The following is an 18,837-nucleotide window of genomic DNA, read 5'->3' on the forward strand; positions in this document are numbered from 1 at the left end:
ACTCAGTCGGTCGTGGTCCGCGCCTCCGCCGGCACCTGGAGGAGGTCGAGGCAGTTGCGCCACAGCGTCTCCAGCTGGGCCGGATCGTTGAGCAGCTTCGCGAGCAGGACCCGCCCCTCGATCTGGGCCACAATGGACCGGGCGGCTTCCCGGGTGTCGACCGCCGGGCCGGCGAGTCCGTTCGCCTTCGCCTCGACGACCACCTGCTCGATGAGGTCGATCTGGGCCTCGAAGATCTCCTGGAGCCGGCGGCGGATCTCCTCGGCCTGGTTGCTGAGTTCGAGGGCGAGGTTGCCGAACAGGCAGCCGGCGACCACGCCGGCCTTCTGCTGGCCGGTGCGCTGGACCGCCTCGGTGGCCTCGAACAGGTCCCTCAGCCGCCGCAGCGGGTCGCGCCCGCTGCCGAGCAGCTGCTCCCACTGGCGGCGCTGGTTCGCCCAGTGCTCGTCGATCACGGTGCGGGCGAGCGCCTGCTTGGACTCGAAGAAGTAGTAGAAGCTGCCCTTCGGCACACCCGCCGTCGCGCAGATCTCCGCCACGCCCAGGGCAGAGTAGCCGCGCTGCTCGATCAGCACCGCGGCCGCGTCGAGAATCTTGTTTCGCGCGTCACTGGTCCGTCCCATGCTTTGACGATACCCGACCGGTCGGCTAGCTTTTAGTCGACCAGTCGTCTAGTGATCATCTCGGCCGGGCCAAACGGTCCCGGCCCCCTCCGGCCAGTCAGGAAGTGGTTCTCATGAACACCAGTCAGGGGCAGAAGGTCGTCGTGATCACCGGTGCGTCACAGGGCATCGGCGCCGACCTCGTGGACGCCTACCGCAAACTCGGGTACGGCGTCGTGGCGACCTCGCGCTCGATCGGCCCCGCGGACGACCCGGAGGTCGTCACCGTCCGCGGCGACATCGCCGACCCGGACACGGCAGAGCGGGTGGTCCGTGCCGCCCTGGACCGTTTCGGGCGTATCGACACCCTGGTGAACAACGCCGGCGTCTTCGTCGCCAAGCCGTTCACCGACTACACCGACGAGGAGTTCGACCTTGTCACCGGGGTCAACCTCGCGGGGTTCTTCCACCTCACCCGGCGCGTCCTGCCGCACCTGCTGACCACCGGCGCCGGGCACATCGTCACCATCACGACCAGTTTCGTCGACCAGCCCAGCTCGCACGTCCCGTCCGTGCTCGCCTCGTTGACCAAGGGTGGCCTCAGCTCCGCCACCAAGTCCCTGGCCATCGAGTACGCGGCTCGCGGAGTCCGGGTCAACGCCGTCGCACCCGGCATCATCAAGACCCCGATGCACCCGGTCGAGACGCACCAGACGCTCGCCGGCCTGCACCCGGTCGGCCGGATGGGGGAGACCAGCGACGTCGTCGACGCCGTCGTCTACCTCGAGTCCGCGCCCTTCGTCACCGGCGAGATCCTGCACGTCGACGGCGGCCAGAACGCCGGTCACTGAACGCCCAACCCCACCCCGGAAGAGGAGCAGAGAATGCCGATCGTCACCATCCAGATCACTCGCGAGGGCAACACGCCGGGCACGTCCGCGGCGACCGCCGAGGAGAAGGCCGCCCTCATCAAGGGCGTGAGCGAACTGCTGCGCGACGTCCTGAACAAGCCGTTGACGTCGACCTTCGTGGTGATCGACGAGGTCGAGACGGAGAACTGGGGTCGCGGCGGCCTCCCGGTCGACCAGTTCCGACAGCAGCAGAGCGGGGCCGTACCCGAGTAGCGGCCCCACCGCCACCGGCTCTCGAACCGCGGCGCCGGGGACGTCGGAACGCCGACGCCCCCGGCGCGGTCTAGCCGGGTGCCCAGTGGCATGAACACCCCGGTCGCGGGAAGAACGTCGTCCGCCGCCGGAGTGGGGAGTCGGGATGAGAGCCGTCGTCTACGCGGACGTCCGGACCGTCGAGGTGCGGGAGGTGCCGGACGCGACGCTGGAGACGGAGACCGACGCGCTAGTGCGGATCACCTCCACCGCCCTGTGCGGCACCGACCTGCACATGTACGACGGGCGGACCGGAGCCGAACCCGGCCTGGTCTTCGGCCACGAACCGCTGGGCGTGGTCGAGCAGGTGGGCAGCGCCGTCCAGACGGTCCGTCCGGGCACCCGCGTGGTGATCCCCACGCACCTGTTCTGCGGAACGTGCGTGATGTGCGCCCGGGGGCTCTCGGCGGCCTGCCTGCGCGTCCGCGCCGAGGGGCCGGGCGCCGCGTACGGCTACGCCGGCATGGGCCCGTACCGGGGTGCCCAGGCCGACCTGCTGCGCGTGCCGTGGGCGGACGCGAACTGCGTACCCGTCCCCGGGGAGCCGGGTGACGGGTACGAGGACGACTTCGTGCTGCTCGCCGACGCGTTCGTCACCGGGTGGCACGCCACCGCGACCCTCGCCGGGGTCGAGGCCGGCGACACGGTGGCCGTGTTCGGTGCCGGCACCATCGGCCTGCTCAGCGCCTACTCGGCGCTGATCCGCGGTGCCAGGGTGGTGTACTGCGTGGATGGTGTGGACGCCCGGCTGGACAAGGCCGGTGAGATCGGCGCGGTGCCGGTCGACTTCCGCCGGGGCGACCCCGTGGAGCAGATCCGCGCGGAGCGGGCCCGGGCGGGACTGCCGCTGGGCGAGGAGAAGCTGGGCGGGATCGACAAGGTCGTCGACGCCGTCGGGTTCCAGGCCCGCGACCGCGAGCGCCCCGATCAGGAGCGCCCCGACCAGGTCATCGCGGACGCGGCCCGGCTGGTCAACCCTGCCGGAGCGATCGCGGTCGCCGGCGTGTACCCGGAGAAGGACCTGCGACCGCGCCCCGGCGCGAGTGCCAGCGAGGAGCTGGTCGCACCGTGGGGGACGCTGTTCAGCAAGGGCGTCTCGGTCCGGTTCGGCCGTACCCACGACCGCCGCTACACCGTGCTGCTTCGTGACCTGGTCGTCTCCGGCCGGGCCCGGCCCAGCGTGATCGTCACCCACCACGGCACCCTCGCCGACGCGCCCGAGCTGTACCGCAGTTTCGACCGCCGCGAGAACGGGGTGATCAAGGCGGTCCTGCGCCCGTGAGCGCCGGCGCTCCGGCCGGCGTCAGAGGTTGAGTGGCGCCGGGTCGGCGGCCAACTCCCGGAACCGCCCACGCGGGTCGGGCACCAGCCGCCGGGTCGACAGATCCAGCAGCCCGCCCACCCCGGTCAGCCGCGCCACCGGGGTCCCGTCCGGGAGGGTGTAGTCCTGGTCGATGTGGAAGGCCCGGCCCTCGCCCCAGCGGAACTGGCAGGAGACGTCCACCTCGTCCCCGCCGCGCAGCTCGCGCAGGTACTTCACGGTCACCTCCATGGCGACCGGTCCCACTCCGGCGGCGAGAAGCCGGTCCTGCGCGATGCCGGCCTCGCGCAGGCATTCCCACCGGGCGTGCTCGCCGTACTGGAGGTAGACGGCCTGGTTCAGGTGGCCCTGGGTGTCCAGCTCGTAGCCACGAACGGTGATGCGCACCCGGAACGGATCTCCCATGGGCCCGAGGGTAGTTGGGCACCCGGGCAGCCGACGTACGTGGTGATCCTGGTCTTCGCCGGGGGGCATCCGTCAGTGGTCGTCCGCCCGAGGCGTTGATCACATCGCCGTCCGGGGTGGGTCGCATCGCCGCTGGTCAAGGTCATCGGAGGGCTGCCGATCAAGATCGCTCGATGGCGGCGGTGTCCGCTCGCGGTGCCTCGCGAGCCGCCCGGAGCGCGTTGTGCCTGCTGGCGGCTCCGGGGATGCTGGCCGAGGTCGATCGGCCCGTCACGCCAAGTCGATGGGGTGTGACGAGCGGTGGTCGGGGCGCCGGTGGGGCTCCGGCGACTGTTGGGACGTGTGAACACTGCGCGACGTCGATATTGCCGGATTGTTACATTTTCAACAGGCCCTCGCCTTGCGGATGACCCTTCCACCGCAATACGTTGCCGTCAACAACAAAACCGAGTGAAGGTCAAACCTTCCGGAGGCAACCGATGACGTTGGCGAGGTGGTACGAGCGATGAGCGACGTGCCCATCCTCCTTGAGATGCGCTCCATCACCAAGGAGTTTCCCGGAGTCAAGGCCCTCTCCGACGTCAACCTGGTGGTTCGCGCCGGCGAGATCCATGCCATCTGCGGCGAGAACGGCGCGGGCAAGTCCACGCTGATGAAGGTCCTCAGCGGGGTCTACCCACACGGCACCTACGAAGGCAAGATCGTCTACCAGGGCGCGGAGACCCGGTTCTCCGACATCCGCGCCAGCGAGAACGCCGGAATCGTGATCATCCACCAGGAGCTCGCGCTCATTCCGGGCATGTCGATCGCGGAGAACATCTTCCTCGGCAACGAACCGCGCAAGCGGGGCGCGATCGACTGGAAGGCCGCGAACCGGATGGCGCTGGACCTGATGGCCCGGGTCGGTCTCGAGGAGGACCCGGACACCTTGATCAAGGACATCGGGGTCGGCAAGCAGCAGCTCGTGGAGATCGCCAAGGCGTTCGCCAAGGACGTGAAGCTGCTCATCCTGGACGAGCCGACCGCGGCTCTGAACGAGGCCGACTCCCGGCACCTGCTGGACCTGCTGCGTGGTTTCCGCTCCCGCGGCATCACCTCGATCATGATCTCGCACAAGCTGAACGAGATCGAGGCGATCGCCGACCAGATCACGATCCTGCGCGACGGCCGGACCGTGGAGACCCTGGACGTCAAGGCGGACGGGGTCGACGAGGACCGGATCGTGCGGGGCATGGTCGGCCGCGAGCTGAGCAGCCGGTTCCCGGACCACACGCCGAAGATCGGTGAGGTCTTCTTCGAGGTCCGGAACTGGAACGTCCGGCACCCGATCTCCGCCGAGCGGCAGGTCTGCAAGAACGAGAGCTTCGTGGTGCGTCGCGGCGAGATCGTCGGCTTCGCCGGCCTGATGGGCGCCGGCCGCACGGAGCTGGCGATGAGTGTCTTCGGCCGCTCCTACGGGGTGTACGAGTCGGGCACGATCATCAAGGACGGCAAGGAGATCGTCCTGAAGTCGGTCGCGGACGCGATCGACAACGGGCTCGCGTACGTCAGCGAGGACCGCAAGGCGATCGGCCTCAACCTGCTCGACGACATCAAGTCGTCGACGGTGGCCGCCAAGCTGTCCAAGATCTCGCACCACGGCGTCCTGAGCGAGGTCGAGGAGTACCAGGCGGCTGAGGCGTACCGCAAGGAGTTGCGGACCAAGGCCCCGACGGTCGACGAGAGCGTCTCGAAGCTCTCCGGCGGCAACCAGCAGAAGGTCGTCCTGGCGAAGTGGATGTTCACCGACCCGGACCTGCTGATCCTCGACGAGCCGACGCGCGGCATCGACGTGGGTGCCAAGTACGAGATCTACGGCATCATCCAGCGGCTCGCCGACCAGGGGAAGGGCGTCGTCGTCATCTCCTCGGAGTTGCCTGAGCTGATCGGGCTCTGCGACCGCATCTACACCGTGTTCGAAGGCTCCATCACGGGCGAGATCGCCCGGGAAGATGCCACCCCGGAAAACCTCATGAAGCAGATGACCTCGACGAAGAAGATGCTGACACGATGAGCCGTTTGAAGGACCTTCAGAAGAACCTGTTCGGAGGCACCACCTCCAACGCTCGCCAGTTCGGGATGATCTTCACCCTGGTGGCGATCGTCGTCCTGTTCCAGATCCTGACCGATGGCCTCACCCTGCGGTCGGACAACCTGATCGCGCTGTTCCAGCAGAACTCGTACATTCTGATCCTGGCCATCGGCATGCTCATGGTGATCGTCGCCGGGCACATCGACCTCTCGGTCGGCTCCATCGCCGCCTTCGCGGGCATCCTGGTGGCCAAGTCGATGGCCGACTGGTCGCTGCCCTGGCCCGTAGCCATCCTGTTCGGTCTCGCGATCGGCGCGATCATCGGTGCCTGGCAGGGCTTCTGGGTGGCATACATCGGGGTCCCGGCGTTCATCGTCACCCTGGCCGGCATGCTGCTGTTCCGCGGTGGCAACCAGTACATCGGTAACGCCAACACGATCCCGGTGCCGGAGGGCTTCCGGGAGATCGGCTCCGGCTTCCTGCCCGAGTTCGGTCCGAACACCGGCTACAACAACGCCACGCTGTTGCTCGGCCTGGCCGCGGCGGTGGCTGTGGTGTGGCGCGAGATCCAGGCCCGTAAGACCCGCAGGGCCATGGACGCTGACCCCGCACCGATGTGGATCTCGATCCTGCGGATGGCCGTCATGGTCGGGGTGATCGCCTTCGCATCGCTGCGCTTCGCCAGCGGTCGCGTCGGCACCAGCTTCCCGATCTCCGGCATCATCCTGCTGGTCCTGGTGATCGCGTACTCCTTCTACACCCGCAACACGGCTGGTGGCCGGCACATCTACGCGGTGGGCGGCAACTCCCGGGCGGCCGAGCTGTCCGGTGTGAAGCTCAAGCGGGTCAACTTCTTCGTCATGATGAACATGTCCGTCCTGGCTGCCCTGGCCGGCATGATCTTCGTGGCCCGTTCGGCGGCCTCCGGACCGCAGGACGGCAATGGCTGGGAGCTGGACGCGATCGCCGCGGTCTTCATCGGTGGCGCGGCGGTCTCCGGCGGTATCGGCACCATCAGCGGCTCGATCGTTGGTGGTCTCGTCATGGCCGTGCTCAACAACGGCCTGCAACTGATGGGCGTCGGCACCGACCGCGTCCAGATCATCAAGGGCCTGGTCCTGCTGCTGGCCGTCGCGATCGACGTCTACAACAAGAGCCAGGGGCGGTTCTCCATCATCGGAAGTCTGATGCGACCGTTCCGTCGCGAGGACTCCGCCCCACCCGCCTCACCGCCGGACGCGGAGCGCGAGCCCGCCAAGGCAGCGGTGTCCGGCTGACGGCCACCGACCTCTCCACCCGTCTCAATTATCAGAAAGGCAAGTCCTCCCATGCGTAAATTCTTCGGCACGTCGGTGGTTGCCATCAGCGCCGCCGCCATGCTGGCTCTCGCCGGCTGCGGCTCCGGCCGTGACGGCGACGGCGACTCCAGCGGCGAGGCCGCCAAGGGCTTCGCGGCGAACTCGCTGATCGGCGTGGCCCTCCCGGCCAAGACCTCGGAGAACTGGGTCCTCGCCGGTGACCTCTTCAGCGACGGTCTCAAGGAGGCCGGTTTCCAGGCTGACGTGCAGTACGCCGGCGCGTCGACCACGGTGGCCGACCAGCAGGCCCAGATCACGGCCATGACCACCAAGGGTGCCAAGGTCATCGTCATCGGCGCGACCGACGCCGCGCAGCTGTCGACCCAGGTCGCGGCGGCCCACGCGGCCGGCGCGAAGGTCATCGCGTACGACCGGCTCATCACCAACACGCCGGACCTCGACTACTACGTCGCGTTCGACAACTTCAAGGTCGGCCAGCTCCAGGGCCAGGCCCTGCTGGACGGCATGAAGGCCAAGAAGCCGAACGGCCCGTACAACATCGAGCTGTTCTCCGGCTCGCCGGACGACAACAACGCCGGTGTCTTCTTCAACGGCGCGATGAGCGTGCTCAAGCCGGAGATCGACAAGGGCACCGTGGTCGTCGCCTCGAAGCAGACCGACGTCAAGCAGACCGCCATCCAGGGCTGGAAGGCCGAGGGTGCGCAGGCCCGTATGGACCAGCTGCTGACCTCGACCTACGGCAACAAGGAGCTGGACGGCGTCCTCTCCCCGAACGACACGCTGGCCCGCGCGATCCTGACCTCGGTCAAGGGCGCTGGCAAGCCGACCCCGGTCGTCACCGGTCAGGACTCCGAGGTCGAGTCGGTCAAGTCGATCGTCGCTGGCGAGCAGTACATGACGATCAACAAGGACACCCGCAACCTGGTGAAGGAGACCATCAACATGGTCAAGGCTCTCCAGGCCGGTAACACCCCGCAGGTGAACGACACCAAGTCCTACAACAACGGCAGCAAGGTCGTCGACACGTACCTGCTCCCGCCGGTCGCCGTCACCAAGGCGAACGCGGCTGAGGCGTACGCCAACGACCCGAAGCTCGCGCCGCTCACCAAGTAAGCATCACACGGTAGGCAGTGACACCGATGGGTCCCGGATCTCCTGTTCCGGGACCCATCGTCGTCCTGACACCCCCGCACCAGCCGGTACCGATCCGGAAGGAGGTCTGACCGTGGCATCACCAGTCCGGGCCAGGCTAGCCGGCGTCGGCCGCAACCCCGAATCCCCGCTGCCCGCGGTCCCCGGCGCCAGCCAGGAGGAGATCCGGCGGCAGAACCTCGGCGCCGTCCTGCGCTACGTCCACCTGCACGGGCCGACGTCCCGGGCCGAGCTGACCAGCCGACTCGGCCTCAACCGCAGCACCATCGGCGCTCTCGCGGCCGACCTGGTCGCGAGTGGCCTGGTCACCGAGGAGGCGCCGACCACCGCCCGTCGGGCAGGCCGGCCCTCGCTGGTGGTGAGCCCGCGCTCCGACCGGGTCTACGCCCACGCGCTGAGCATCGACGCGGACCGACTGCGCGCCGCCCGGGTCGGCCTGGGTGGTCGCATCCTGGACCTGCGCGAGGTCGCCCGACCCGGTGGCATGACGGCGGTCGACGCGGTCGGGCCGCTGGCCGACCTGGTCCGCGACATGGAACGCTCCGTGGCCGCCGACGCGCTGCTGGTCGGCGGCGCGGTCGCGGTCACCGACACCACCTGCGAGGCGGACGGTCGCATCCGGATCGCCGGCGTCGACGAGACTCTGGGCGTCGCGCTCGAGGCCGAGTTCGCCGTCGGCCCGGGCTTCGTGGCCGGCGACCTGGCCGACATCGCCGGCCTGGCCGAGCACGTCCGCGGCGTGGCGGCCGGCATCGACGACCTCATCTACCTGCACGGTGACCTCGGCATCAGCGCCGGCATCATCGTCGACGGCCGGCTGGTGATCGGGCACCGGGGCCACAGCGGCAAGGTCGGTCACATGGTGGTCAACCCGAACGGGCTGCCCTGCGGCTGCGGCTCCCGCGGCTGCTGGGAGACCGAGATCGGCGAGGCCGCGCTGCTGCGGCACGCCGGTCGGGACCCGGGCGACCGCCCGGCGGTGGCCGAGGTGCTGCGCGCGGCGGCGGACGGCGACCGGACCGCCCGGGAGGCGGTCGAGCAGGTCGCCGACTGGCTCGGCTTCGGCGTGGCCAACCTGGTCAACGTGGTCAACCCGGACGCTGTGGTGTTCGGCGGCTCGCTGCGCGACATCTTCATCGCCGGGGCGGACACGGTCCGCAGCCGGTTGGGTGCCATGCCGCTGCCGGGTTCCCGCGAGCACCTGCGGCTGGAGGCGGCGGCGCTCGGCCGGGACGCCGTCCTGATCGGTGCCGCCGAACTCGCCTTCGACAAGTTGCTGGCCGACCCGCTGAACGTCGGCGTCGCGGGTCAGTTGAGCGCCGACGATCAGGCCTAGTACGCGAACACGGTCTCCGTGCCGATCCACCCGCGACGCCCCGCGTATGTCTGTCGTACGTTGTACGCTAGAGATGTCGGGGCAGCACCGCCCCGACCGGTCGGGAGGCACAGTTGCGGTTCACGGTCGTCTTCACGCCGGGCGACCCACCCCGGACCGGCGCGGTCCACGTCCACCACCCGGCCGGCGATGCGTTGACCGAGCGGTTCGCCGGCCTCGGGCAGCGCGGCGAACTGCGGCTGGCCCTGCCGCGTGACGGCCGGATGGTCCTCGAGACCGTGCCGGTCCGCACCATCGGAGTGGGCGACGCCGTGCGCGGGCTCGCCGCGCTGCGGGACACCGACGTGCTCGACCCGGCCGCCGCGTTCTGGTCGGCGGTCGCGGTCACCGCGCTGCACCTCGTCGCCCGGGGGCGGATCCTGCCCGGAGTGTCCCCGCAGGGGTACGACGCCTGGCGGGCCGGCCCGTTCGACGTCGCCGACGTGCAAAGGATCCGAGCGCTGGCCGCCGCCATGCCAGCGGAGGCGCGTGCGGTGCCGCTGGACCCCACCGCGCGTCGGCTGGTCCTCCCCGACCCGGAGGAGCTGGTCCGCGCGTTCCTCGACGCGGTGGCCGACACGCTGCCGCGCACCCCGGCCGCGCCCTGGCTCACCGGCGACCCCCGGTTCACCGTCGCGGAACCCCAGCGGGCCGAGGAGCTGCGCGGCTGGGCCGGGCAGGTCTCCGTAGGGGTGGACACCGGCCTGCGGATGGCACTGCGGGTGGAGATCCGGGGGAACCTCGACACCACCGTGCCCACGGCCGTCGTCCGGCTGCGCAGCCTCGCGGACCCCACCCTGGTCAGCGACGCCGCCTCCCTCTGGGCGGGAGACGAGCACGGCCTCGGCGACCGGGCCACCGTGGAGGCGATGCTCGCCGTGCGGCGCGCGGCCGCACTGTGGCAGCCACTGGAGCGACTCCTCGACGAGGCCGCGCCGGTCGAGCTGGAGCTGCTCGACGAGGACCTGGTCGACCTGCTCGGCGGCGCCGAGGCCCGGCTCGCCGCCGCCGGCATCGACATCGAGTGGCCGCCGCGGCTCTCGCGTGCGCTCGCCGCCCGGGTGCTGGTCAGCTCACCACCGGAGCAGCCCGCCGACCCGGCGGCGTTCTTCCGCTCCGCCGCGCCGGTGCCGTTGAGCTGGCAGCTGACCCTCGCCGGGGTCCCGCTGACCGACGAGCAGACGGACCGGGTCGCCGGTGCCCGGCCGATCGTCCGCCTGCGCGACGGGTGGGTCCTGGTCCCGCCGGCACCGGCCCGCAAGGCCGCCGAGCGGCGGCTTCCCCCACGCCCGGCGTACGACGCGCTGGCCGCGACCCTGGCCGCCAGCACCGAGGTGGCCGGCGAGCGGGTCGACGTGGTGGCCGACGGCTGGCTGGGCGCGCTGTGCGAACTGCTCGGCGACCCGGATGGCGGGCCGGAGCCGCTGACACCGCCGGCAGGGCTGGCCGGCCGCCTGCGCGAGTACCAGCTGCGCGGGCTGCGCTGGCTGGAGCGGATGGCCTCGCTCGGGTTCGGTGGCTGCCTCGCCGACGACATGGGCCTCGGCAAGACGGTCACTGTCGTCGCCCTGCACCTGCGCCGGCAGCTCGACCGGACGACCGCCGGCGCGACCCTGGTGGTCTGTCCCGCCTCGGTGCTCGGCACCTGGGAACGGGAGATCCGCAGGTTCGCGCCCGGCACGTCCGTGCGCCGCTTCCACGGCACCGCCCGGTCGCTGGCCGAGCTGACCGACGGGATCGTGCTGACCAGCTACGGCACCATGCGACTCGACGCCGACGCCCTGGCCGGCCAGCGTTGGGGGCTGGTGGTCGCCGACGAGGCCCAGTACGTCAAGAACCGGCTCAGCGGCACCGCGAAGGCGCTGCGGACGATTCCGGCGCGTGCCCGGATCGCGCTCACCGGCACTCCGGTGGAGAACGACCTCACCGACCTGTGGGCGATCCTGGACTGGACCACTCCCGGCCTGCTCGGCGCGGCGGGGCAGTTCCGTGCGACCTGGGCCCGACCGATCGAGGTGGACCGGGACTCCGCGAGCGTCGCGCGGCTGTCCCGGCTGGTCCGCCCGTTCCTGCTGCGCCGCCGCAAGACGGACCCGGGCATCGCCCCCGAGCTGCCCCCGAAGACGGTCACCGATCACCTGGTCCCGCTGACCGCCGAACAGACCGCCCTCTACGAGAAGGTGGTCGGTGCGGTGCTGGCCGAGATCCGGGCCAGCGGTGGCGGCATCGCCCGCCGTGGCCTGGTGCTCAAGCTGCTGGTCGAGCTGAAGCAGGTCTGCAACCACCCGGCCCACTATCTGAAGGAGCCGCGCGGCCCGCTGCGCGGCCGGTCGGAGAAGCTGGACCTCCTCGACGACCTGCTGGACACCATCCTCGCCGAGGGCGGCGGCGCGCTGGTGTTCACCCAGTACGTGCGGATGGCACGGCTGCTGGCCCGACACCTGGCCGAGCGGGGCGTACCGGCGCAGTTGCTGCACGGCGGCACGCCCGTGCCGCAGCGCGAGGAGCTGGTCCGCCGGTTCCAGGCCGGCGAGGTGCCGGTCTTCCTGCTGTCACTCAAGGCGGCCGGCGCCGGCCTGACCCTCACCCGGGCCGACCACGTCATCCACTACGACCGCTGGTGGAACCCCGCGGTGGAGGAGCAGGCCACCGACCGGGCCCACCGGATCGGGCAGACCAGACCGGTGCAGGTGCATCGGCTGATCGCGCAGGGCACCCTGGAGGAGCGCATCGCCGCCCTGCTGGAGTCCAAGAGGGCGCTCGCCGACGCCGTGCTCACCGGCGGCGAGACCGCCCTGACCGAGCTGTCCGACGCCGAGCTGCTCCGTCTCGTCCGGCTCGGCGGCGAGGAATGAGGAGCCCGGACGTGACTGGCGACCCCGACTTCGACGACCCGTGGGACGACGACGCCGAGCCGGTCCGCGACGACGGTCGGGCCCGCAGCTTCCCGGCCTTCGGGCCCGACCGGCGGATCGGCCGGACGTTCGCCGCCACCTGGTGGGGCACCGCCTGGATCGACGCGATGGAGCGGGCCGCGCTCGACCGTGGACAGCTGAGCCGGGGCCGTCGGTACGCGTCCGCCGGCCAGGTCGGCCCGATCACCGTGAGCCCGGGCCGGATCTCCGCACCAGTGCACGACGGCGACCCGGAGACTCCGCACGACACGGTGATACGCGTGGCCCCGCTCGCCGACCGCCAGTGGGACCGGCTGCTCGACGCGCTCGCCGCGAAGGCCGGGCACATCGCCGCGATGCTCGACCGGGAGATGCCACCCGAGCTGGTCGACACCGCCGAGGACGCCGGGGTACGCCTGCTACCCGGCTACGGTGACCTGGAACCGGAGTGCGAGTGCCCCTCCTGGGACCAGCCCTGCCGGCACGCCGCCGCGCTGGCCTACCAGACGTCCTGGCTGCTCGACCGCGACCCGTTCGTGCTGCTGTTGATGCGCGGGCGGGCCGAGGCCGAACTGGTGGAGGAGCTGCGCCGGCGCAACGCCCGGCGGCGCTTCGCGGTGGCGGACGACGCCGCCCCGGCCGGCACCGGAGCGGACGAGGCGTACGCCGCCACCCCGGCGCCGCTGCCCGGCCCACCGGTGCCGGTCTCGGGCGAACCGCTGGCGCTCACCCCACTCCTGGCCGGGCACTCCGCTCCCGGCGTCGACGCCGAGGCGCTCGGGCTGCTCGCCGCCGACGCCGCGTCCCGGGCGCGGCACCTGCTCGCCGCCACCCGCGACGAACTGCTCGCGCCGACGCCCGACGCCTGGCCGGACGCCGCCCGGTTGGCGGCCCGCGCGCCGCGTTCGCCGGCGGTCGAACGCCTGGCCGAGGCCACCGGCCGGGCGACCGACCTGCCCAGGGCCATTCGAGCCTGGGAGTACGGCGGCACGGCCGGCGTCGACGTCCTGGACGCGGTGTTCACCCCGCCACCCGAGGTGACCGCCCAGGTCACCGAGACGCTGCGTGCGACGGGTAACGACGAGGTGAGGACCTGGCGCAACCGATGGACCGTCGGCCGGGACGTCCAGGTGCGCTACGGCCGGGACGGGCACTGGTATCCGTTCCGGCGCCACGGCGGTGCCTGGTGGCCGGCGGGTCCGCCCCGCACCGACCCGGCTGACGCCCTGCTCGACCTGCCACCGGACCGGCCCAGCGACCTCCGGTGACCGGCTCGGTGTTCGTGCCGGCACCCGATCGGGCGGGGGATGCCCGCCCGATCGGGACGCCAGCGGTCAGCCCGCGGGGCGCAGCACCCGGCCGGGCCCGGCGGCGTTGTCGGCCGCGGCCTGGCTGCGCTGGGTGCCGGTGACGCAGACGTCGTCGCCGAGGAACGCCTCGCGCCACACGTAGCCGGCGACGCAGGTGTGCGGACCGTACGGGCCGCTGACCCAGCGGCTCGCGGCGACCGCGTTGTCCGCGAGCACCTGGGAACGGGTCGTGCCGGTCACGCAGACGTAGTCCGACTGGTCGGCGTCGCGCCAGACGTACCCGCTGACGCAGGTGTTCGGGCCGGACACCAACCGGGCGGGGTTGCGCCGGGACGCGGCGGCGGCGTTGTCCGCGGCGGCCTGGCTGCGCTGGGTGCCGGTGACGCAGACGTCGTCCCCGGCGTACGCCTCGCGCCACACGTAGCCGGCGACGCAGGTGTGCGGACCGTACGGGCCGTTCACCCAGCGGCTCGGCGCGGCGGCGTTGTCCGCCCACACCTGGCTGCGGGTGGCGCCGGTGACGCAGACCAGGTCACCGGGGCGGGCCTCCCGCCAGACGTACCCCTGCAGGCAGCGGTTGACCACGTCGGTGGTCACCGTCACCGACGCGTTGTTGCCGGACACCCAGTTCACGCCGATCTGCACGCCGTTAGCGTTGAGCGACTGGGCCGGTCCGCCGCCGGGCCCGGTGCGCAGCAGGGTGGGGGTGCCGTTGCGGACCTCGTGCAGCAGCACCGTGTCCCCCGGGATGCCGGCGCTCCAGCCGGTCTTCCGGCGGAACTCGACGGTGTAGTAGTGGAACGCATCGGCCGGGTCGAACGGGATCCGGACCAGCTGCGGGCCGCTCGCCGCGGGCACCTCCAGCGGCGCCAGGGTGAGGGTGCGCGAGCCCACCCCGTCGGCGGCCATGGTGAACACCCGGTTCTTCGGCAGCCAGCCCAGCTCGTCACGGTGCGGCCCGTTGAGCCCGACCGCGCTGGTGCCGTAGTTCGCGGTGCCGAAGGCGTAGATGTGCATCGCGCTCATCTCGTCCCACGGGTCGTCGTACTCGCCGGGCTGGGACCACGGCGCGTTCTGGTACGTGGTGTCGTTGGAGAACGAGTGGCCCAGGTTGTAGCCGTGCAGCATCTCGTGCGCGGCGAAGTCGACGTTCCAGGCGCCCGGGTCGAGCAGCACCCGGCCGCCGGCCGCCCCGGAGTCCACCCAGTCGTTGAGCATGACCGCGATCCGGTTGCCGGCGGGCACCCCGTAGCCGGCGGCCGCGGCGGTGTCCACGCAGCGTTGGATCCGGGTCCACCGGTCGATCGACTGGAACTGCGCGAGGGTGTACGGCATCGTGTACCAGCCCCGGACCACTGAGCCGACCAGCGAGACGCGCCCACCGGACTGGTCGGCCAGGTAGTCCGCCACCCCGCCGGTGCCAATCCCGGCGGCGGTGAGGAAGTTGGCGAAGTGCGCCGGCGTCTTCGGCTCGGCCGGCTTGTCGCTGAACTTGCACAGCAGCACCGACCAGGCGGTCGCGTTGCGGATCGGGCTGGCGGCCGCCGGGGCGGCCGGCAGTGCCACCGCGCCCAGCGCGGCGCAGGCGAGCGCCACGGCCGACGCGGCGACCCGACGGAGGATTCTGGACTTCACGCGTACGCTCCCATCCCTGCGGCCCGCGGGACGCGGGCCCTGCGGTCCACATCGGAGCACTGATCGTGATCGGACCGGCACGTTCAGTCGCGTTGGCGACGGGCCGGAATCCGACTTCGTCGGAGGGCGCCGCTAGGCTCGGCGGCGTGGTGGTACACCAACTCGACCGGGCGCAGGCGCGACGGATCGCCGTCCGGGCCCAGCTGCTCGCCGCGCCACGGCCGACCGACCTGCTGGCCGTGGTGCGTCAGCTGACGCTGTTGCAGATCGACCCGACGGCTGCCGTGGCGCCGAACGCGGACCTGGTCGCCTGGAGCCGGCTCGGCTCGTCCTACCAGCCGGCCGAGTTGCCGCGGGCGCTGGAGCGGGACCGGTCGCTCTTCGAGCATCACGCGATGGTGCGGCCGATGAACGATCTGGGGCTCTACCTCGCCGCCATGGCGGCCTCGCCGAGTCACGAGCGGCAGCGTGAGTGGCTGCGCGCCAACGACTCGTTCCGCCGCGACGTGCTCGATCTGCTCGGCCGGTCCGGGCCGCTGCTCTCCCGTGACATCCCGGACACGTGCGTGGCGCCGTGGCCGTCGTCGGGGTGGACCAACAACCGCAACGTCACCCAGATGCTGGAGTTCCTGGTCCTGCGCGGGGAGGTCGCGATCGCCGGCCGTCAGGGTCGGCAGCGACTCTGGGACGTGGCGGAGCGGGTCTACCCGCCCGACACCCCCGTCGTCCCGCTGGAACAGGCGCTGCGGCTCCGCAACGAGCGGCGGCTGCGGGCGTTGGGCATCGCCCGGGGGCGGGCGGTGGTCGTCCCCGGCGAGCCGGCGGATGTCGGCGCGGCCGGTGAACAGGCGGTCGTCGAGGGTGTGCCGGGGGTCTGGCGGGTGGACCCGGCCGCGCTCGGGCAGCCCTTCACCGGGCGTACCGCGGTGCTGTCGCCCTTCGACCGACTGGTGCACGACCGGGTCCGCCTCGCGGAGCTGTTCGAGTACGAGTACGTGCTGGAGATGTACAAGCCGAAGACCAGCCGACGGTGGGGCTACTTCGCGTTGCCGATCCTGCACGGCGACCGGCTGGTCGGAAAGGTCGACGCCACGGCGGACCGCCGGCGCGGCGCCCTCACGGTGCACGCCATCCACGAGGACCTGCCGTTCAGCCGGGACGTGACCCGGGCCGTGCACGACGAGCTGCACGACCTCGCGGGCTGGCTCGAGCTGACCGCCGAGGGCCTGCGCTGACGGGTGGTCGCCGGCCCCGTGGCCCGGCGACCACCCGACCCGAGCTACGCGATGCGGCGCACCCGGCGGACGGCGAGGTAGAGCAGGAGCAGGGCCAGCGCCACGAAGATGCCGGTCTCGATGCCCTGGAACAGCCAGAACCGGTCCGCCGGCTGGTAGAGCTGCCAGTTGTACGCGCCCGGCTCGATGCCCAGCTCGGAGCCGCAGGCCCGCCCGTCCGGTCCCTTGCCACCCGGCGGGCACTGGATCCGGGTGTCCGGTGCCACCATCGTCCCGTCGGCGTTGCGGACGCCCTGGGCGAGGATCCAACCGCCGCGCTCGGTCTGCGGCTCGGTGACCCCTTCGATCGGGAAGGTGAGGGTCTTGGCGGGTTGGTAGTGCGGTCGTGCCAGGACCGCCACGGCTGCCCGTACGCCAATGAACCCGGCCAGGGTGATGCCCATGGCGGGCAGCATCCGCTTCCACACCGTGCCCGCGAAAATGCCGAGCGCCACGGCGAAGAGGGTGTACCCGATCGGGGCGACGCCCTGCAGGTCGAAGACGATCACGCCCAGCCGACCCTCGTGGGCGGTCTGGGTCAGCGGGTCGACCCACCACGACATGCCCAGGCCGTAGCAGACCGCCGCGAGCAACGTCGCCCCGCCGACCAGCCCGAACTTCACCAGCGCCCAGCGGATCCGGCCGACGCCCTGGGTCCAGACGAAGCGGTGGGTGCCGTGTTCCACCTCGCGTGCGACCAGCGGGGCGCCCCAGAACAGGCCGACCAGCACCGGCAGGGTGAGCAGCAGCACGGCCACCAGGTTCAGGCTGCCGTAGCGGTTGCTGAAGCGGTGGAAGCCCGCGTCGCAGCCGTCCCGGGTGGCCGCGGCCACGTTCGGGTCAGCCAGCTGGCGCGCGCAGTCGGCCAAGCCGAGGTCGGCGTATGTGTGCCGCATCGACAGGCCGATGGGCACCATCAGGGCGGCGAGCGCCGCGAAGCCCAGCAGGGTGAAGAACGCCTGCTTGCGGTGTTGCCGCCAGGTCAGCCAGATCATGCCGGCACCCCCCACTCGCTGTGACTGGTCTGCGTGTTGCCGTCGGCCAGGTAGGCCAGGACGACGTCCTCCAGGCCGACCTCGCGGACCGTCCAGGCCGGATCGGTGACCGGGCCGTCGGTGCGCACGAGCAGCGTGGACTGCCGGTCGGTGTGGCTGGCCCGGACGACGGCGGCGACGCCCCCGATCGGGCCGCCCTCGTGCCGGGGTCCGATCAGCTGCCGGTGGCCGGCCACCAGATCGTCGACCGTGTCGGCGAGCTGCACCTCGGCGGCGTTGAGCACGATCAGGTAGTCGCAGACGCGTTCCAGGTCGGCCAGCAGGTGTGAGGAGAGCAGGACGGTGGTGCCGGAGTCCGCGACGCTGCCCATCAGTGACTGGAGGAACTCCCGTCGGGCGAGGGGGTCGAGGCTGGCGACCGGCTCGTCGAGCAGCAGCAGCCGGGGCTGTTTGGCCAGCGCCAGGGCGAGCGCCACCTGGGCGCGTTGCCCGCCGGAGAGTTTCCCGACCGGCCGGTCCGGCGGTATGCCGAGTTGCGCCAGCCGGGTACGGGCCAGCGGCGCGTCCCACCGGCGGTTCAGCTTGCCGCCGGCGGTGACCAGTTCGGCGGCGGTGAAGTCCCGGTACAGCGGGGTGTCCTGAGCGACGAACCCGATGTCCGCCAGGCCCTCCGTGTCTCCGTACGGCGATCTGCCGAACACCCGTACCGTGCCCGCGTCGGGCTTGAGCAGCCCGACGGCCAGGTGCAGCAGCGTGCTCTTGCCCGCCCCGTTCGGCCCGACCAGTGCGGCGATGCGGCCGGCCGGCAGGTGCAGCGAGCAGTCCCGCAGCGCCCAGGTGCTGCCGTACCGCTTGCCCAGCCGGTCGGCCTCCAAGACCATGTCCATCCTCTGTCCTCTCGTTCCTCTCACGCGGGCTCCTTCTGAGGGGCGTCGTCGGCGAGGGTGGCTCGCAGCGTGGTCTCCACCAGGGCGACGACGTCCTCGGCCGTGAGGCCGGCCGACTGCGCCCGGTGCAGCCACGCGACGAGGTCTTCGCGCAGCTCGGCCTGGTTGGGCAGGGACGCGCCGGCCAGGGTGCGCTGGACGAACGTGCCCACCCCGGGTCGGCCGCCGACCAGACCTTCGATCTCCAACTCCCGGTACGCCTTCAGCACCGTGTTCGGGTTGATCGCCAGCGACTGCGCGACGTCCCTGACCTTTGGCAACTGGTCGCCCGGCACCAGCAGGCCGACCCGCAGCGCCTGTTTCACCTGCTGCACGAGCTGCATGTAGGTGTTCACCTTCGACCGGCTGTCCAGCACAAACTCGATCACTCGAGA

At 71.5% G+C, this 18,837-nt stretch carries 16 protein-coding genes; 10 read left to right on the forward strand and 6 right to left on the reverse strand.

Annotated elements, in window-relative coordinates; translation table 11 throughout:
* Positions 1 to 2: 2 nt before the first annotated feature.
* Positions 3 to 623: a TetR family transcriptional regulator C-terminal domain-containing protein gene (locus ACWD5O_RS04270; RefSeq protein WP_354966042.1), complete on the reverse strand. Its 621-nt coding sequence runs from the start codon at positions 621 to 623 to the stop codon at positions 3 to 5.
* 113 nt (positions 624 to 736) lie between these two features.
* On the opposite strand from ACWD5O_RS04270, the gene ACWD5O_RS04275 reads away from it, so the two are divergent.
* The 3 genes from ACWD5O_RS04275 (at position 737) to ACWD5O_RS04285 (ending at position 3,047) form a co-directional block, all read left to right on the forward strand.
* Positions 737 to 1,453, forward strand: coding sequence for an SDR family NAD(P)-dependent oxidoreductase (locus ACWD5O_RS04275; RefSeq protein WP_354966041.1), 717 nt, complete (start codon positions 737 to 739; stop codon positions 1,451 to 1,453).
* 33 nt (positions 1,454 to 1,486) lie between these two features.
* Positions 1,487 to 1,726, forward strand: coding sequence for a tautomerase family protein (locus ACWD5O_RS04280; protein WP_074318313.1), 240 nt, complete (start codon positions 1,487 to 1,489; stop codon positions 1,724 to 1,726).
* 145 nt (positions 1,727 to 1,871) lie between these two features.
* Entirely contained in the window at positions 1,872 to 3,047 is a 1,176-nt protein-coding gene (locus ACWD5O_RS04285; RefSeq protein ID WP_450084540.1) for a glutathione-independent formaldehyde dehydrogenase, read from the forward strand.
* Between the two features lie 21 nt (positions 3,048 to 3,068).
* Here the strand turns inward: ACWD5O_RS04285 and ACWD5O_RS04290 are convergent, their stop codons facing one another.
* Positions 3,069 to 3,491 carry an acyl-CoA thioesterase gene (locus ACWD5O_RS04290; protein ID WP_450084541.1) on the reverse strand — a complete coding sequence of 141 codons (423 nt, stop codon included), beginning with the start codon at positions 3,489 to 3,491 and terminating at the stop codon, positions 3,069 to 3,071.
* Positions 3,492 to 3,996: 505 nt separating this feature from the next.
* Between ACWD5O_RS04290 and mmsA the strand changes: the two genes are divergently transcribed.
* From mmsA to ACWD5O_RS04320, 6 genes are all read left to right on the forward strand, one after another.
* Complete coding sequence (gene mmsA / locus ACWD5O_RS04295; RefSeq protein ID WP_450084542.1) at positions 3,997 to 5,544, forward strand: multiple monosaccharide ABC transporter ATP-binding protein; 1,548 nt, start codon at positions 3,997 to 3,999, stop codon at positions 5,542 to 5,544.
* The gene (mmsB, locus tag ACWD5O_RS04300; protein WP_354966037.1) at positions 5,541 to 6,839 is read left to right on the forward strand and encodes a multiple monosaccharide ABC transporter permease; all 1,299 of its coding nucleotides are present in this window, start codon (positions 5,541 to 5,543) and stop codon (positions 6,837 to 6,839) included. Before mmsA ends, mmsB begins: the two co-directional genes overlap by 4 nt.
* A 51-nt stretch (positions 6,840 to 6,890) precedes the next feature.
* Entirely contained in the window at positions 6,891 to 7,994 is a 1,104-nt protein-coding gene (locus tag ACWD5O_RS04305; protein ID WP_450084543.1) for a substrate-binding domain-containing protein, read from the forward strand.
* A gap of 112 nt (positions 7,995 to 8,106) precedes the next feature.
* The gene (locus ACWD5O_RS04310) at positions 8,107 to 9,369 is read left to right on the forward strand and encodes an ROK family transcriptional regulator (RefSeq protein WP_450084544.1); all 1,263 of its coding nucleotides are present in this window, start codon (positions 8,107 to 8,109) and stop codon (positions 9,367 to 9,369) included.
* Between the two features lie 113 nt (positions 9,370 to 9,482).
* Positions 9,483 to 12,263, forward strand: a complete 2,781-nt coding sequence (locus tag ACWD5O_RS04315) for an SNF2-related protein (protein WP_450084545.1) — start codon at positions 9,483 to 9,485, stop codon at positions 12,261 to 12,263.
* A gap of 11 nt (positions 12,264 to 12,274) precedes the next feature.
* A complete protein-coding gene (locus tag ACWD5O_RS04320) occupies positions 12,275 to 13,570 on the forward strand; it encodes an SWIM zinc finger family protein (protein ID WP_450084546.1) in 1,296 nt (431 codons plus the stop codon).
* Between the two features lie 66 nt (positions 13,571 to 13,636).
* Here the strand turns inward: ACWD5O_RS04320 and ACWD5O_RS04325 are convergent, their stop codons facing one another.
* Positions 13,637 to 15,247 carry a hypothetical protein gene (locus ACWD5O_RS04325; protein WP_449935422.1) on the reverse strand — a complete coding sequence of 537 codons (1,611 nt, stop codon included), beginning with the start codon at positions 15,245 to 15,247 and terminating at the stop codon, positions 13,637 to 13,639.
* Between the two features lie 146 nt (positions 15,248 to 15,393).
* Between ACWD5O_RS04325 and ACWD5O_RS04330 the strand changes: the two genes are divergently transcribed.
* Complete coding sequence (locus ACWD5O_RS04330; protein WP_450084547.1) at positions 15,394 to 16,482, forward strand: DNA glycosylase AlkZ-like family protein; 1,089 nt, start codon at positions 15,394 to 15,396, stop codon at positions 16,480 to 16,482.
* Between the two features lie 44 nt (positions 16,483 to 16,526).
* Here ACWD5O_RS04330 and ACWD5O_RS04335 read toward each other — a convergent pair whose 3' ends face one another.
* Genes ACWD5O_RS04335 through ACWD5O_RS04345 form a run of 3 tightly spaced genes read right to left on the reverse strand, consistent with a single transcriptional unit; the run spans position 16,527 to position 18,831 of the window.
* Positions 16,527 to 17,516 (reverse strand): transporter, encoded by a 990-nt coding sequence (locus ACWD5O_RS04335; protein WP_354966031.1) that lies wholly within the window; start codon positions 17,514 to 17,516, stop codon positions 16,527 to 16,529.
* Positions 17,513 to 18,403: an ABC transporter ATP-binding protein gene (locus tag ACWD5O_RS04340; protein ID WP_354966030.1), complete on the reverse strand. Its 891-nt coding sequence runs from the start codon at positions 18,401 to 18,403 to the stop codon at positions 17,513 to 17,515. Before ACWD5O_RS04340 ends, ACWD5O_RS04335 begins: the two co-directional genes overlap by 4 nt.
* A 20-nt stretch (positions 18,404 to 18,423) precedes the next feature.
* Positions 18,424 to 18,831 carry a GntR family transcriptional regulator gene (locus ACWD5O_RS04345; protein WP_354966029.1) on the reverse strand — a complete coding sequence of 136 codons (408 nt, stop codon included), beginning with the start codon at positions 18,829 to 18,831 and terminating at the stop codon, positions 18,424 to 18,426.
* Positions 18,832 to 18,837 lie beyond the last annotated feature (6 nt).

The sequence above is a fragment of the Micromonospora sp. NPDC005161 genome, from assembly GCF_053599855.1.